Origin of the sequence: Catenuloplanes nepalensis (assembly GCF_030811575.1) — a bacterium.
Taxonomy (GTDB): Bacteria; Actinomycetota; Actinomycetes; order Mycobacteriales; family Micromonosporaceae; genus Catenuloplanes; species Catenuloplanes nepalensis.
This window is the reverse complement of record NZ_JAUSRA010000001.1, coordinates 324,981-340,596: the sequence shown is the minus strand read 5'-3', so window position 1 is coordinate 340,596 and position 15,616 is coordinate 324,981. Positions and strand designations below refer to the sequence as shown.

The window sequence follows — 15,616 nt, the reverse complement described above, 5'->3', positions numbered from 1 at the left end:
TTTAACCCCTCGCAACGACGTGCCTGTGTGTCCCCAACGGCCGCCGGATATGGGGTGCCGACCGCCTGATGGAGACCTTACGCCCACCTAGGCCGGAGGGCCTGGCGCACGGTGCAAACCCCACCCGCGCTCAGCGGCGCCAGTGTCTCCCGGTTCGGTTTCGTACGTGTTACGCCGCGATCGAACATGCCGATATCCCGGCCGCGCGCGCAACCTGTCTGGTTCGTAGGCGTTGGTACCAATCGGACGGAGGGAGCGCACATGCGACACCTGGGTGGGCGGCCCCTGACGGTCGCCGGCGGGCTACTGCTCGGCCTGCTGCTCGCCGCCGTCCTGCTGGCGCTGAACGTGATGGGCGTGCACGTCGACGAGCGACCGCCGCCGCGCGCCGCCACGACCACCCGGCCGGGCACGCCGCTCACCGGCAACCAGCCCGAGCTGACCCGCGCGCTGCTCTCCCGCACCGACCTGGGCGACCGCTTCACGCCCGCGCCGACGCCACCGGCGCCCTCCCGCACGCCGGACGCGACCGAGCCCGCTCCGGAACCTTCCGTGCCGGACGCACCGGTCCCGCGCGCCGAGCGCTGCCGCACGCTGTTCGACGCGCCGTGGGAGCTGGTCCCGACCGGCCACGAGCTCACCGATCAAGCCACGACGGACCTCAACCCATCCGGGGGTACGGGTGGGAGCGCGCCGGCCCTGCCGCTGCTGCCCCGGTTGCGGCAGACGCTGTCGCGCTTCGCGGACGACGGCGCCGCCGCCGCGTACGACGCGATCCGCACCTCGGTCGCGGACTGCCGGACGTTCGAGACCACGCTGGAGGACGGCACGCTCGCCACGGTCTCGCTGCACGAGCTGGAGGTGGCCAGCGGCGGCGCGGACGGCGCGTACGCGGTGCGGATCACCGCGGTCGGCGGGGACCGGGTGCTGACCGGATACCTCGCGGTCGGCCGGGTCGGGCAGATGCTCTCCGTGCTGCGCACGGTCGGCCCGGAGGGGACGGTCGACTCCGGGGACGCGGACCCGACGCTGGACCTCGCGGTCGACAAGATGGAACTGATCGAGGACCTGATTGACTCGGACTGAGTCGAACGTGGCCCGGTTAACACTCCCGAATGCGGCGCTACCGGGGTCCGGCAGGGAAAGATGAGCACATGCCCACGTTGCGACTCGCGCTTGCCCAGGTGAACCCGACCGTCGGTGACATACCGGGAAACGCCGCCCTGGTGCGCCGCTGGACGCGCGCCGCCGCCGGCTCCGGTGCTCACCTGGTCGCGTTCCCGGAGATGATGCTGACCGGCTACCCGGTCGAGGACCTGGTCTACCGCGAGTCGTTCGTGGCCGCGTCCCGCGCCGCGCTCGACGCGCTCGCGGCCGAGCTGGCCGAGGACGGCCTCGGCGACCTGCCGGTGATCGTGGGCTACCTGGACTCGGACGGACCGGCCCGGATCCGCGCGGACGCCACGCCCGGCCGGGGACCGCGCAACGCGGCCGCCGTGCTGCACGGCGGCGCGGTCGTCGCCCGCTACTACAAGCACCACCTGCCGAACTACGGCGTCTTCGACGAGGACCGCTACTTCGTCGCCGGCTCCGACCTCACGGTGGTGCGGGTCGGCGGCGTGGACGTGGCGCTGACCATCTGCGAGGACATCTGGCAGGCCGGTGGCCCGTTCGCGGCCGCACGGGAGGCCGGCGTCGGGCTGGTCGTCAACATCAACGGCTCGCCGTACGAGCTGGACAAGGACGACGTGCGGCTGCCACTCGTGCAGCGCCGGGCCGCCGAGGCGGGCGCGACCGTCGCCTACGTCAACATGATCGGCGGCCAGGACGAGCTGGTCTTCGACGGCGACTCGATGATCGTGGCCACGGACGGCACGCTGCTGGCCCGCGCGCCGCAGTTCACCGAGACGATGCTGGTGCACGACCTCGACGTACCCCCAGGTGGTCCTGATCTTCCGGCGACAGCCGGCGCCATGGGAATCGCCCGCGCGCACGTCTCGGACGCGCTGCCCACGCTCCCGTCCGCCGGGCTGACCGGCGGCATCGTGGACCGGTGCACGGCCGAGGAGGAGATCTGGCGGGCGCTGGTGCTGGGCCTGCGCGACTACGTGGAGAAGAACGGGTTCAAGTCCGTCGTGCTGGGCCTCTCCGGCGGCATCGACTCGGCCGTGGTCGCCACGATCGCGGTCGACGCGCTCGGCGGGCGGCGCGTGGCCGGCGTCTCGATGCCCAGTGAGTACAGCTCGGAGCACTCCCGGGACGACGCGGCCGACCTGGCGAAACGGCAGGGCGTGGACTACCGGGTGCAGCCGATCGCGCCGATGGTGGACGCGTTCCTGGCCAACCTCACGCTCTCCGGGCTCGCGGTGGAGAACCTGCAGGCCCGGGTGCGCGGCATCACGCTGATGGCGCTCTCCAACCAGGAGGGCCACCTGGTGCTGACCACAGGCAACAAGAGCGAGCTCGCGGTCGGCTACTCCACGCTCTACGGCGACTCGGTCGGCGGCTTCAACCCGATCAAGGACGTGCCGAAGACGCTGGTCTGGAAGCTGGCGCGCTGGCGCAACGAGGAGGCGCTGCGCCGCGGCGAGACGCCGCCGATCCCGGAGAACTCGATCTCCAAGCCGCCGAGCGCGGAGCTGCGCCCGGGTCAGCTCGACTCGGACTCGCTGCCGGACTACGAGGTGCTGGACGCGATCCTGACCGGCTACGTCGACGGCGACCTGGGCCGGGACGGCCTGGTCGCGGCCGGCCACGACCCCGAGGTGGTGGACCGCACGCTGCGGCTGGTCGACATCGCGGAGTACAAGCGCCGCCAGTCCGCACCCGGCACCAAGATCTCGATCAAGGCGTTCGGCCGGGATCGACGCCTGCCGATCACCAACCGGTTCCGCGAACGCTCCTAGCGGTCGGCCGATCTCGCCGAACGCCGAGAGCGGCTCTTCCGGCCAGCGCAGCGACATCGATTGAGTTCGTAACCTGTGTGAAATCTTCCACTACCTCTCCGGACCCGGCGCTCCCGGTGGGACGATTCCGCTAGGAGCCCGGGGACCGCGAGCGCGGCCTCGAGGTGAGAGGAGAATTCCGATGACCGAGGAAATCCCCACGTTGTACGGCATCGCCGCCAGCCGCCGCATCCGCACGCGCGACCTCGCCGCCGCCAAGCAGCGCGGCGAGCGCTGGCCCATGCTGACCTCGTACGACCAGTACACCGCCGCGATCTTCGACCAGGCCGGCATCCCGGTGCTGCTGGTCGGCGACTCCGCCGCCAACAACGTCTTCGGGTACGAGACCACCGTCCCGGTCACGGTCGACGACCTGCTTCCGCTGGTCCGGGCCGTGGTGCGCGCGACCAGCGGCCCGCTGGTCGTCGCGGACCTGCCGTTCGGCTCCTACGAGGAGGGTCCGACGCAGGCGCTGCGCACCGCGGTGCGGTTCATGAAGGAGGGCGGCGCCCAGGCGGTCAAGCTGGAGGGCGGCACCCGCGTCGCCGCGCAGATAGCGGCGATCACCGGTGCCGGCATCCCGGTGATGGCGCACATCGGGTTCACCCCGCAGAGCGAGCACGTGATCGGCGGCTACCGCGTCCAGGGCCGCGGCGACGACGCGGACCGGCTGCTCGCCGACGCGCGCGCGGTCGCCGAGGCGGGCGCGTTCGCGGTGGTCCTGGAGATGGTGCCGGGCGAGGTCGCCAAGCGCGTCACGCACGAGCTGGACATCCCGACCGTGGGCATCGGCGCCGGCCCGGACACGGACGCGCAGGTGCTGGTCTGGCAGGACATGGCCGGCCTGCGCACCGGCAAGGCGCCACGCTTCGTCAAGCGCTACGCCGACCTGGCGGGCGAGCTGGCCCGCGCGACCCGCGCGTTCGCGGAGGAGGTGCGGGGCGGCGAGTTCCCGGCGGGCGAGCACACGTTCAGCTGACGGTTACCGGCTCAGGGCCGCGAGGCCCTGAGCCGGCAAATCGTCAGGCCTTGGCCGGCCGGCCGCGCGCGGGCGCGGCCGTGACGGCGGGAGCCGTCCCGCCCGCGGCGGCCCGCGTGACCTTGGCCGCGACCGGCCGGGCCGACTTCGACGCCACGTTCCCGCTGGTAACGGCCTTTTTGGCCGTCGCCGGCGCGGTCCGGGTGGTCGCCTTCGCGGCCGGAGCGGTGCCCGCCGTCGCGGGCTTGCGGGCCGCGGCCGGCCTGGTAGCGGCCGGACGTTGCGCGGCCTTGTTCGATGTGCCCACGGCGGACGTGGCCGGCTTCACGGCAGCAGTCCTCCCCACCGGCACGGCCCGCTTCGGCGCGGCAGACTGAGCCGCCGGTGCAGCCCGCTTCCCAGCAACAGACTTCACCGCCGGCACGGCCCGCTTCCCAGCAACAGACTTCACCGTCGGCACGGCCCGCTTCGCGGCAGCGGACTGAGCCGCCGGCACGGCCCGCCTCGCGACAGCGGACTGAGCCGCCGGTGTCGCCCGCCTCGCGGCAGCGGACCTGACCGCCGGCGTGGCCCTGGTTCCGGCCGCGTTGGCCGCCGATGTCGCCGGCCCGGCGCCGAAGCCCGTCGCGGCCGTCCTGCCGGACTTCGTGGCTCGGACACCTGCCGCGTTCGCGGCCGCGGCCGCACGGCCCGCACCGGTTCCGGCTCCCGCCGTCTTCCCCGCCTTCGCCGCCCCGGCACCCGCCCTGTTGACCGCCGGTGTCGTCGCCCTGCCCACGCCGGTGGCCTTGACCGCCTTCGCCGCCCTGGCACCCGCCGTGTTGGCCGCCGATGACGCCGCCCCGGCACCCGCCCTGTTGACCGCCGGTGTCGTCGCCCTGCCCGCGCCGGTGGCCTTGACCGCTTTCGCCGCCCGGCTCCCGGCCGCGTTCGCGGTGGCGGCCGCACGCCCTGCACCGGTACCGGCGCCGGCGGACCTGACCGCCTTCGTGCCCCTCGCCCCCGCCGTGCCGGCCGCCGATCGCTTCCCGCCCTCGCCGACTGCCTCGGTCACCGGGGTCCCGGCCGCATCGGTGGCCGCGGCCGACCGCCGCACACCGATACCGGCCCCCGCCGGCCTGCTCGCTTTCGCCGCCCTGATGCCCGCCGCGCCGGCCGCTGGTGCCGCCGTGCTCACGCCCGTGGCCCTGGCCGCCTTCGCCGGCCTGCCCCCGGCCGAGTCGGCGGCTGCGGCCGTCCGGCCAACGCCGGCCCCGGTGGCGGCGGTCTTGACCGCCTTCGCGCCCTTCACGCCCGCCGTGCCGGCCGCCGGTGCCGTCCGGCCTGCGCCGGCGCCCTTCGTCCTGGTACCGGCCATATCGGCGGCCACGGCCGCCCGCCCCACGCCGATACCGGCTCCGGCGGACCTGACCGCCTTCGTGGCCGTGGCGCCGGCAGAGACCTTCTTGGTCGCTTTCGCAGCCCTGGTGCTGGTCGCGTCGGTGGCGGTGTCAGCGCTCCGCCCCGTCCTGGCGCCGGTCACGTCGACGGCGGCGGTACCGGCGTTCCTGGTCGCCCTTGCAGCGCTGGCGCGGGGCGCATCAGTGGCCGAGCGCCCCGCATTCGTCACTGTCGCCACCCGGCCGCCGGCCGTCCGCCGCGCCTTCGCGGTCTCCACGTCTCCGGCGGTGAAGGCGGCGGCCTTGGCCCCGGGCGACCTCGCACCGGACCGGGACTTCGCCATGGCCGAGTCCACGTCGTCCGCGCCGAACGCGGCCGCTGAAGTCCTGGTGCGGGAGGGACGGGCGGTGGATCCGGTCGCCGACCGGGAGGTCACGGTGTCGAGATCGTCGGCGACGTCCGCGGCCTTCCGGGCCGCGGACCTCATCTTCGTCGCCGCGGATCGGGCCTTCGCGGCTGCGGTCGCTGCGGTGTTCGCGGCCCGCTCGGCCGCCTGCCGCGCGGTGGCGGTGGCCTCGATCCCGGCCTCGACCGCTTCCACATCGCCGGCCGATCCGATGCGGCCTCCCGCTTTATTACCATTTTTACGCATATTTCGCCCAGGCGCGGTGGCACCGTGCGACATCCCGACGCCGGCCGGCCCCCGCGGGTCAACGGCACCGAGGGCACCGGAAGCGCCAGAACCGGCGGAATCATCGGACGCGGCGCGACCGCGTGACTTCGTCCTCGGCGTCGCCGGCACCCGCTCGGCGCGCCCCATCGCCGGCGCCGTCGGCAGGCCCACCTCGATCGGGTCCGGGTCCGGCATCATGGCCGCGTCCGTGATCGACGGCATCTGGGCCATGCCGGTCGCCGGTGCCGTGCGATCGTCCGCCGCCCTCGCGGCTCCCGACTCACCCGGCTCCATCGGCACGATCGGCATCCCGGCCTGCTCCGGCGCCTCGCCGGACGGCGGCATCGAGGCCGCCGCCGCGCCCGGCCCCATCGAGATCGCACCGTTCGGCGCGCTCCCGGCCGTACCCTCGGAGCGGTTCGACGACTTCGCGGGACGCGATCCCGCGGCCCTGGACGCCCTGGCCGGCCGCGCCGCAGCCGCGCCCTCGGCGGACGGGGAGCCGGTGGAAGGATCGGCGTCCCGGGCGCGGGCCGATCGCGAAGACGTGGTGGCCGAGGCCCTGGTGGGCTTTCTCGCTGCGGCCATGGTCGGTCCTCCCTGGGACTTTTGTGCATGCGCCATCGCGCCCGATACCTCGTATCGGCGCGGTCTTTCGTTACGGCACGTTCCGGATGCCGCTGGGGGCCCTAACGCTCCCCCGTCCAGCGTGCGTCCTCGGCCTCCCACGCCTCGTTGCGCTCCTGGACCTTCTCCAGGGCGTGCGAGGCGTCGTCCGCGGAGGCGAAGGGGCCGATTCGGTGTTTGGCAGGGCACAGATCCGGTTCGGTTTCGACCCGGTTGTGCTGTATGCACCAGAAGAAGCGGCCGACACTGTCGCTCATGAGATCACTGTGCACCGCAAAGCGGCCATGCGCTACCGATTCGCGCGAATAGCCGGAACACCTCCACGGTAGAGGCGGACGGGTCGTCGCGGGCCGAGTCCCGGCATCCGGCGACGAAGCCACCCCATCGGATGACAGAGTCGACTCCACGCCCCGGCTTGCGCGATGTGCACCGCGTTGGCGCTAACAGCATGATCTGCGACACAGTGGGGTATCGAGGCCCAACCGTTCCGCCGTCAAGAACGTGTCGGGATGGTCGGGACGGCGCAACAGGGAAAGGCGGCCAGCATGCTCAGTCAGGAGGACAACCGCCGGCTCACCGAGATCGAGGAACATCTGGTCCTCACGGATCCGGCCTTCGTGGCGCGGATGCGAGCCACGCGTGGCAATCGCCCGGGCATCGTCGCCCTGGCCGGCATCGCGCTCATGTGGGCGGTCGTGCCGATCATCGGGGTCGCCGGCGGGCTGGTGCCGGCGCTGATCGCCGGTCTGGCGTTCGTGGCGGGCACCGCGCTGGTGCTGCGCCGCCCGTTCCGCAGGGCAAAAACCGCTTAGAGCACAACCCGAGGGGGGTACGGGCGTGTGTGCCGTACCCCCCTCGTCATGCGGTCAGGAGCGCAGGAACGCGAGCAGCGCCTCGTTGACCTCGTCGGCGTGCGTCCAGAGCAGACCGTGCGGCGCGCCCTCGATCTCCACGTAGGTCGCCTCCGGCAGCCGCTTGCGGAACTCCCGCGCGGTCGCGTCGATCGGCAGGATCCGGTCCGCCGTGCCGTGCAGGATCAGCGCCGGGACGTCGATCTTCGGGATGTCCTCGCGGAAGTCGGTGAGCCAGCTCGGGACGACCGCGCCGGACGCGTACCAGGACGCGCCGGCCGCCACGTTCCAGCTGTTGCGCAGCGCCTCCTCGGAGAGCCGGGTACCGAGGTTCTCGTCCGTGTTGTAGAAGTCGCGGTAGAAGTCCGTGAAGTACCGGTACCGGTCCGCCGTCACGGCCGCGCGGATGCCCTCGAAGACCTCCCCCGGCACGCCGGCCGGGTTGTCGTCCGTCTTGAGCAGGAACGGCTCCAGCGAGGCGAGGAACGCGGCCTTCGCGACCCGGCCCGAGCCGTAGCGGCCCAGGTAGCGGCCGACCTCGCCGGTGCCCATCGAGAAGCCGGCCAGGACCACGTCGTTCAGGTCGAGCGTCTCCAGCACCGTGTTCAGGTCCGCGGCGAACGTGTCGTAGTCGTACCCGGTGGTGGGCTGGCTGGACCGGCCGAAGCCGCGGCGGTCGTACGTGATGACCCGGTAGCCGGCCTCGATCAGCGCCGCGGACTGCTTCTCCCAGGAGTGGCCGTCGAGCGGGTAACCGTGGATGAGCACGACCGGCTGTCCTGCGCCGTGGTCCTCGTAGTAGAGGTCGACGTTGGTGCTGTTCTCGGAACCGACGGTGATGTACGGCATCTCTGCCTCCACTGCTCTCTGGCGGAGAACGACCGTTCTCCGCTCACCGGCTACTCTAGAGAACGACCGTTCTCAGCCGCCACCGAAACTCGGGTGAGGACCGTCACGGACCATGGAGGGAACATGACTGCTCCGACCGACGACGAGATCCGGGCCCGGGTGCTGGACGCCGCCGACCGCCTCTACAACGCCCGCGGCATCCAGGCCGTCGGCATGGACGCGCTGCGCGCCGAGGCGGGCGTGCCGCTCAAGCGCCTTTACAGGCTGTTCCCGGCGAAGGAGACGATCGTCGAGGCGGTGCTGCGACGCCGGCACCAGGTGTGGACCTCCTTCGTCGAGGACGCGGTCGCCGGCGCGCCGACACCGCGCGCCCAGTTGCTCGCGCTCTACGACATGCTGGCCCGCTGGTTCGACGAGGACGACTTCCGCGGCTGCGTCTTCATCAACACCTTCGGCGAGCTGGGCACGGTCTCGCCCCGCGTGGCGGAGATCGTCCGCGAGCACAAGGCCGGGTTCCAGGGCCGCGTGGCGGAGCTGTGCGCGGCGGCGTGCGCACCGGCGTGGCTGGCCCCGCAGCTGGCCATCCTGGCCGAGGGCGCGCAGACCACGGCTGCGATCGCCGGCACGAACGAGGCTGCCGGGCACGCGCGCGCGGCCGCGGTCACGCTGATCGACGCCGCACTGGGAGAGGATCGCGCATGACGATCGAAGACGTAACCCCGACCAGCCCGCGCGCGGTGCGCCGCTCGCTGATGGTGCAGAGCTGGCACGACCTGTCGTTCCTGCACTGGCCGGTCGAGCCGGACGTGGTGCAGCCGTTCCTGCCGGCGGGCACCCGGCCGGACACGCTGGACGGCGTCGCGTACGTCGGGCTGATCGGCTTCCGGATGGTCGGCGTCGGGCCGGTCAACGGACCCGGCGTCCCGTACCTCGGCACGTTCTGCGAGACGAACGTGCGGCTCTACTCGGTCGACGGCGCCGGCCGGCGCGCCGTGGTGTTCCGCTCGCTGGACGCGGCCCGGCTGATCCCGGTGCTGGTCGCGCGGCTCGGCTTCGGGCTGCCCTACAAGTGGTCGCGGATGTCGCTGCGCCGCGACGGCGACGTGTTCACCTATCTCAACCGCCGCCGCTGGCCCGGCCCCGGCCGCCCGGAGAGCCGGATGGTGGTGCGGGCCGGTGCGCCGATCGCGGAGCCGACGCCGCTGGAGCACTTCCTGAGCGCGCGGTGGGGCCTGCACGTGGAGGCGTTCGGCCGCACGCTGCACATCCCGAACGTGCATCCGCGGTGGCCGTTACACCGCGCCGAACTGCTGGAACTCGACGACGAGCTGGTCACGGCGGCCGGCCTCCCGGCACCGGGCGGCGCGCCGGTCAGCGTGCTCTATTCACCGGGTGTACCGGTGCGCTTCGGCTGGCCGAACAGGATACTCAGCGGGCTTCCGCACCGTATCGACAGGACCCCGAACGGTAACTAGTCTGATCGGTATGACTCCTTACACGTTCAATGGTCCGGCCTGGCAGGAGAGCTGGGACAGGCAGCAAGAGGCCTACATGCCGGACCGTGAGGAGCGGTTCGCCGCGATGCTGGACGCGGTGGAGGCGGTCACCGAGTGGCCGGCACCGCGCCTCCTCGACCTGGCCGGTGGCACCGGTTCCATCTCGCTGCGCGCCCAGCGCCGCTTCCCGCAGGCGAACACCACGCTGCTCGACCTGGACCCGGTCACGCTGACCATCGCGCGCGCCACGCTGGACGAGCGGTCCACCGTGGTCACGGCCGACCTGCTCACGCCGGAGTGGTCCGCCCCGCTGCCGCACCGCGACTACGACGCGGTGCTGGTCGCGACCGCGCTGCACTGGCTGTCGCCGGAGCGGCTGGCCGAGCTGTACGCGGAGATCCGTACCGTGCTGCGCCCGGGTGGCATCCTGGTCAACGCGGACCACATGCCGGACGACGGCCTGCCCGGGCTGTCCAAGCGCCTCGGCGACCGCGCCGACGCCCGCCGCGAGGCGCGCTACGCGGCCGGCGCCGTGCTCTCCTGGGCCGCCTGGTGGGAGCACGCGAAGACGGACCCGACGCTGGCGCCGCTGGTCGAGGAGCGCGACCGGATCTTCGCGGCCGACCACCACCAGGAGTGGCTGCCGCCGGCGTCCTGGCACGTCCAGGCACTGCGCGACGCCGGCTTCACCGAGGCCGGCCTGATCTGGCGCGGCGCCCAGGACGCCGCGGTCGCCGGCGTGCGCTGAGCTTCGGGGGTTCTCCCTACCCCGGATCAGGGTGCCAGCTCCATCGATCCTCCTCGGCCCCGCCCATAGCGTCGACACCATGCGACAGCGGGACCGATACATCGACGGACTTCGCGCCCTGGCCATTCTGGGCGTGGTCGGCGGGCACTGGCTGGTCGGCGCGCTGGTCGCGACGCCGGCCGGTGACCTGCGGATCGACAGTCCGCTGCGGCACCTGGAGTGGTTGCAGCCGGCCACCTGGTTCCTGCAGATGCTGGGGCTGTTCTTCCTGGTCGGCGGCTACACGAGCGCGCGGGGTCTGCTCCGGGCGCGGGAGCGCGGCGAGACGGACCCCGAGTGGGTGCGCCGCCGGCTGTGGCGGATCGGCCGCCCGGTCGCGGCCGCGTCGGCGATCCTGGCCGTGGCGCTGCCGCCGCTGCACCTGCTCGGCGTGATCGGCGCCGGCACCGCGTGGAACACCGTGGTGCTGTTCGTGCAGCCGCTGTGGTTCATGGCGGTGTACGCGGTGATCACCGCGCTCACGCCGTACCTGCTCCGGCTCGACCGGCGCGCCGGCCTGCGCGCGGTACTGGCGTTCGCCGCCGCCGTGGCCGCGGTGGACCTGCTGCGCTTCGGCCCGGTCGACGTGCCGGCCGCGGCCGGATACCTCAGCGTGCTGCCGGCCTGGTGCTTCGCGTACCAGCTGGGGATCTCCTGGTCCTCGGGGCGCGTCGACCGGCGGGTCGCGGCCGGCCTGCTCGCCGGGGGTCTGGCGGCGTTCGTGGTCCTGATCTCGGTGCTGGACTACCCGGTGAGCGTCGTCAGCGTGCCCGGCGCCGCCCGCTCCAACTCCAACCCGCCGTCGCTGCTGGTCCCGGCGCTGGCCGCGATCCAGGCCGGCGCCGCGCTGCTGCTGCGCGACCGGATCGAGCGGATCCTGCGCCGGCCCCGGGTCTGGGCCGCGGTGACCGTGCTCAACCTGAGCGCGATGAGCGTGTTCTGCTGGCACCACGTGGCGCTGGCCGGCGTCTCCGAGGTCGCCCGCCGACTCGGCACGCTGCCCGGCCTCGGCGACGCACCGGTCGACGCCGGCTGGGTGGCCGCGCGCCTCGCCTGGTACCCGGTGCTCGCGCTGGTGCTGGCCGGCCTCGTGGCACTGGTCCGCCGCTACGAGCACCCGGTCCCGGCCACCGTGCCCGGCCCGGCTGCCACCACCCACGCCTAAGATCAACCACATGCCCGACATCGACTCGCTGCTCCCGGCCGCTCACGAGGCCGTGGACCTCGCCCGCGACATGATGCGCACGATGCTGCCCGGCGTGCTCACCGCGAAGGGCGACCGGGACATGGCGTCCGAGGTCGACCTCGCGATCGAGCAGCGGGTCCGGGCGTTCCTCGCGGACCGTACCCCCGGCGTCGGTTTTCTGGGTGAGGAGGAGGGCGCGCGAGCCGGCGACGGCGGCCTGACCTGGTCGCTCGATCCGGTCGACGGCACGGTCAACTTCGTGCACGGCTCGCCGCTGTGCGCGGTGTCGCTCGGTCTAATCGACGGCGATCGTTCCGTGCTCGGCGTGATCGACCTGCCGTTCCTCGGCAACCGCTACTGGGCCTCGCCGGCCGCGGGCGCGTTCTGCGACGGCACCGCGATCCGGGCCGGCGAGGTGTCCGCGCTGCCGGAGGCGCTGGTCGCGATCGGCGACTTCGCGGTCGGCGAGGACGCGGACGCGAAGAACCGGGAGCGCTTCGCCATCCTGGAGACGCTGGTCCCGCGCGTGCAGCGGATTCGCATGCTCGGCACCGCCGCCACCGACCTGGCGTGGCTCGCCGCCGGCCGGCTGGACGCGCTGGTGATGATGTCCAACAAGCCGTGGGACACGTCGGCCGGCACCGCGATCGCCCGGTCGGCCGGCGCCCGGATCTTCGACCGGGACGGCAGCGAGCACACGGTCCGTTCGGCCGCCACGATCGCCTGCGCGCCGGCGCTGGCCGACCGGCTGCTGCCGCTACTGCGCGGGCTGCTCTGACCGCTTGCGGCGGGCCAGCGGCGCCAGCATGCGCTGGATGATGAAGTACTCCGCGATGATCGCGTTGCCGAACAGCGACGCCCACGCACTGGCCGCGTAGATCTGCGAATACTCCCACTCCATCACGTCCATGAACGGCAGCAGCATCAGCTGGTACAGCCGCAGCATCACCGCGGCGAAGGTGAGCGCGTAGTTGCGGATCATCCAGATCCGGTGCAGTTGCACCTCACCCCGGCGGATCGTCCGGTACGCCATCACGCCCGTGTAGATCCAGGCCGCGATCAGCATGAAGAACGCGGTCTGCAGCGACAGGCCGCTCGGCGAGACCACGGCGGAGTACGTCCCCGCCAGCGCCGCGACCAGCACCGAGATCAGGTAGACCCGGCCGGCGATCCGATGCGCCCGCGGAAAGCGCAGCCGCGTCACGAACTGGAACGGCCCGATGACCAGCGCCATCCCGGCCGGCAACGCGTGGATCACCAGGCTGACGTAGTACCCGGGGATGGTCATGTCCAGCCCCGGCACGGTCGTGCCACCCACCATGTACGGCGGCACGAAGTAGCCCGCGATGCCGAGCGCCGACAGGGTCAGGAGACTCCACAGGAACCACCACCAGCGGCGCCGGGCCTCCCGGGACATCGTTACAGCGGTCACGTGCGAACTCCCATGTCTTCCCGATGATCAACGGGTCGATACTGCGGCGCCCGCACGTGCCCGCGCGTCGGCAACGACTGCCTATCCCCGGTTCAGCGCGATGATCTCCGAGATCAGGCCGCCGCCGGGGAAGTCCATCAGGACCATGCCGGCCCGGTCGACCCGGTCCTCGCGCAGGTAGCCCAGCAGGAACGGGTTCACGCCCTGGACGCCCCACGCGCCGCCGGCTACCGCGTCCGGCGTGGCGAACACGCTGGCACCGCTGGTGAAGTTGACGTACATCTTCGTGCGGTCGCCCACATGGGTCCGGTCCAGGTGGCGGCGCACCTGGTCGCGCTTGGTGGCGATCGCGCCCACGTTCGGCACGGTGTACTCGTCCTGCACGTAGGTGGACGAGCCGTCGCCCCACTCCGCGGTGAACTGGGACAGCCCGTACTGGTGGTAGCGCCCGCCGAACGGGCCGTGCATCACCGCCAGCACCACCTTGCCACGCACCGTGGCGAGCGCCGGCGTGGCCGCGGCCGCGGACCGGGTCACCGACGGCGTCCAGAACAGGCCGGGGCGCGCGTCCCGGTACCGGTCGAAGATGTCCGGGAACGCGAGCTGGCCGGACGCGTCCGTGCACGAGCCGGTCTGCCCGGTGCACTCGTGCTTGAACCGCATGATCACGGTCTCGCCCGGGTGCGCGCCGAGGAACGTGCCGAGCACGGTCAGCACGTCGTCGAAGTTCGCGTTCTGGTACGTGGCGCCGTGGTGGATCGTGAACGTGTTCCCGCCGTTCACCCGCGCCCGCACGTCGATCACCCGGATGCCGGCGTCGAGCTGCGCGGCCAGCGTGGCACCGCTGTCGCCGTGGTTCTCCTGGGTCTGCGTCCACGTGCCACCGTGGATCGAGAGCGTCTCGTGCGTGCCCGGGATCGACATCGCGGCGACGCTGGCCCCGTCCGGCACCGCGGCCATCCAGTCCGGGTTGCTCGTGCTGCGCAACGTCCGGTAGGACGCGTCCGCCGCGGACGCGGGACTCTGCAGGACCAGCGTGCCGGTGGCGGCCAGCACCGCCGTGACACCGAGGGTCAGTATCCGTCGCACCATGTCTGCCGGCCTCCGAGGGGTTGGGCGTGTCTCGGCCTCCACCGTGGCCCGCCCGGATGCCGCGGCATCAACGCTCGGGAATATCCTTCACGAATTCCTCCTGACCGTGAAGCCGGCCGCGAGAAGACCAGAGCCGATCAACAGCCACCAGAAGTGGTACGCCGGGCAGCGTTCTCCGGACGCGGCAGAGAAGCGCCCGCCGCGGCACTCGCGTGCTCTTCGATGACCACATGGATCCGGCTCCGACGCGGCGACCGGAGCGGCGGCGGAGGCCGCCGCGGGTTTGCCCGCGGGAGCAGACGGGCCGCACCACGCCGGAAGCGGGAAAGCGGCTTTCGGCCTTTCGTCTCCGATCGGGCGCGGTGTCACCCCGCGCACAGTCGTCAGTCCTGGTTGGTGACCCGGGCGCGGCCGACCGCGGGCCGGTTGACGGTGGCGCGGCCGGCGGGACGGCCGGCGGAGCGCGGCGTGGTGCCGGCCGGGCGGCGGCTGAGCGGGGTGCCGCCGGTGACCGCCGGGACGCGGGTGTCCGGCTCGTCCGCCTTCGGCGGGGTGATCTCGTCCGTCTCGGCCGCGGTGGCGGCCTGCGGCTCCGGCGCGTCGGCGCCGTCCGCGAGGTCGGTCTCGAACTCGGGCAGGATCTCCGCGGGCGACTCACGGAACGGGCGGATCTCGCCGGTCAGCAGTCCGGCGTCCCGGGCCGCGGCGTGCCAGCGAAGGCTCTTCATCCCGGTGGTCGCGGCCGTCGCGGCCTCGACGATGCCGACCGCGAGCGCGGCCACCGCGACCGTGGCCGCGGGCAGCTGACCGGAGAGCGCACCCGCGACGGCCGCGAGCGCGGCCGGGAGATAGACGGCGGCCCGGGCCCCGGCACGGCTACGGAGACCGCGGCGGGTCGCGGTGGCCACGTCCGCGGCCGCGATCAGCGACAGCACGACCGTGACCGTGATCGCCAGCGGCGCGCCCGCGCCGATCAGGCCGCGCAGCACCACCAGCGCGCCGACCAGCGCGACCGCGGTGGCGACCCGGGCCGGGAGGCGCCGGGCGCGGGTGGCGGCACGCGGGTCGGTGAGCAGGTCCGAGACGCGGCAGAACGCGACGCCGAGCAGCCACATGCCGACGAAGACACCGCCCCACAGGTCCACGGTCGCCGGCCACAGCGCGACGATCAGCCCGAGCGTCGCGGACAGCCCACCGAAACTGATCCCCATCCACCAGGCGAGGAGTTCGCGGACCTGGCCGCCCAGGTAGGCAGCCTCGTGGCGGGCGTGGGTGACCAGTTCGTGGGGCATATCGGGACCAACCTCCATATCAGCGCG

The 15,616-nt window shown here is 72.9% G+C and carries 15 protein-coding genes; 11 read left to right on the top strand and 4 right to left on the bottom strand.

The window, feature by feature from the left end; all coding sequences use genetic code 11:
• Positions 1-261: 261 nt before the first annotated feature.
• From J2S43_RS01520 to J2S43_RS01495, 6 genes are all read left to right on the top strand, one after another.
• Positions 262-1,086 carry a hypothetical protein gene (locus J2S43_RS01520; protein ID WP_306826716.1) on the top strand — a complete coding sequence of 275 codons (825 nt, stop codon included), beginning with the start codon at positions 262-264 and terminating at the stop codon, positions 1,084-1,086.
• 29 nt (positions 1,087-1,115) lie between these two features.
• Complete coding sequence (locus J2S43_RS01515; protein WP_370881578.1) at positions 1,116-2,906, top strand: NAD+ synthase; 1,791 nt, start codon at positions 1,116-1,118, stop codon at positions 2,904-2,906.
• A gap of 181 nt (positions 2,907-3,087) precedes the next feature.
• On the top strand, positions 3,088-3,924 hold the full coding sequence (gene panB / locus J2S43_RS01510) for a 3-methyl-2-oxobutanoate hydroxymethyltransferase (RefSeq protein WP_306826714.1): 837 nt from the start codon (positions 3,088-3,090) through the stop codon (positions 3,922-3,924).
• A 50-nt stretch (positions 3,925-3,974) separates the two neighbouring features.
• Positions 3,975-4,301: a hypothetical protein gene (locus J2S43_RS01505; protein ID WP_306826713.1), complete on the top strand. Its 327-nt coding sequence runs from the start codon at positions 3,975-3,977 to the stop codon at positions 4,299-4,301.
• A 189-nt stretch (positions 4,302-4,490) separates the two neighbouring features.
• Positions 4,491-6,863, top strand: coding sequence for a hypothetical protein (locus J2S43_RS01500; protein WP_306826712.1), 2,373 nt, complete (start codon positions 4,491-4,493; stop codon positions 6,861-6,863).
• A 250-nt stretch (positions 6,864-7,113) separates the two neighbouring features.
• The gene (locus J2S43_RS01495) at positions 7,114-7,416 is read left to right on the top strand and encodes a DUF3040 domain-containing protein (protein ID WP_306826711.1); all 303 of its coding nucleotides are present in this window, start codon (positions 7,114-7,116) and stop codon (positions 7,414-7,416) included.
• 54 nt (positions 7,417-7,470) lie between these two features.
• Here J2S43_RS01495 and J2S43_RS01490 read toward each other — a convergent pair whose 3' ends face one another.
• Positions 7,471-8,304 carry an alpha/beta fold hydrolase gene (locus J2S43_RS01490; RefSeq protein WP_306826710.1) on the bottom strand — a complete coding sequence of 278 codons (834 nt, stop codon included), beginning with the start codon at positions 8,302-8,304 and terminating at the stop codon, positions 7,471-7,473.
• Between the two features lie 123 nt (positions 8,305-8,427).
• Here J2S43_RS01490 and J2S43_RS01485 point away from each other — a divergent pair, with 123 nt between their 5' ends.
• From J2S43_RS01485 to J2S43_RS01465, 5 genes are all read left to right on the top strand, one after another.
• Entirely contained in the window at positions 8,428-9,006 is a 579-nt protein-coding gene (locus tag J2S43_RS01485; RefSeq protein ID WP_306826709.1) for a TetR/AcrR family transcriptional regulator, read from the top strand.
• The gene (locus tag J2S43_RS01480; RefSeq protein WP_306826708.1) at positions 9,003-9,779 is read left to right on the top strand and encodes a YqjF family protein; all 777 of its coding nucleotides are present in this window, start codon (positions 9,003-9,005) and stop codon (positions 9,777-9,779) included. The genes J2S43_RS01485 and J2S43_RS01480 overlap by 4 nt, the downstream gene beginning before the upstream one ends.
• 10 nt (positions 9,780-9,789) lie before the next feature.
• Entirely contained in the window at positions 9,790-10,548 is a 759-nt protein-coding gene (locus tag J2S43_RS01475) for a class I SAM-dependent methyltransferase (protein ID WP_306826707.1), read from the top strand.
• A 79-nt stretch (positions 10,549-10,627) separates the two neighbouring features.
• Positions 10,628-11,752 (top strand): acyltransferase family protein, encoded by a 1,125-nt coding sequence (locus J2S43_RS01470; protein WP_306826706.1) that lies wholly within the window; start codon positions 10,628-10,630, stop codon positions 11,750-11,752.
• Between the two features lie 10 nt (positions 11,753-11,762).
• Positions 11,763-12,551, top strand: coding sequence for an inositol monophosphatase family protein (locus J2S43_RS01465; protein ID WP_306826705.1), 789 nt, complete (start codon positions 11,763-11,765; stop codon positions 12,549-12,551).
• Here J2S43_RS01465 and J2S43_RS01460 read toward each other — a convergent pair.
• The 3 genes from J2S43_RS01460 to J2S43_RS01450 form a co-directional block, all read right to left on the bottom strand.
• Positions 12,531-13,205, bottom strand: coding sequence for a DUF2306 domain-containing protein (locus tag J2S43_RS01460; RefSeq protein WP_306826703.1), 675 nt, complete (start codon positions 13,203-13,205; stop codon positions 12,531-12,533). The genes J2S43_RS01465 and J2S43_RS01460 overlap by 21 nt on opposite strands.
• Before the next feature lie 81 nt (positions 13,206-13,286).
• Positions 13,287-14,297 carry a phosphatidylinositol-specific phospholipase C gene (locus J2S43_RS01455; RefSeq protein WP_306826701.1) on the bottom strand — a complete coding sequence of 337 codons (1,011 nt, stop codon included), beginning with the start codon at positions 14,295-14,297 and terminating at the stop codon, positions 13,287-13,289.
• Positions 14,298-14,680: 383 nt separating this feature from the next.
• The gene (locus tag J2S43_RS01450) at positions 14,681-15,589 is read right to left on the bottom strand and encodes a hypothetical protein (protein WP_306826699.1); all 909 of its coding nucleotides are present in this window, start codon (positions 15,587-15,589) and stop codon (positions 14,681-14,683) included.
• Positions 15,590-15,616: the final 27 nt, after the last annotated feature.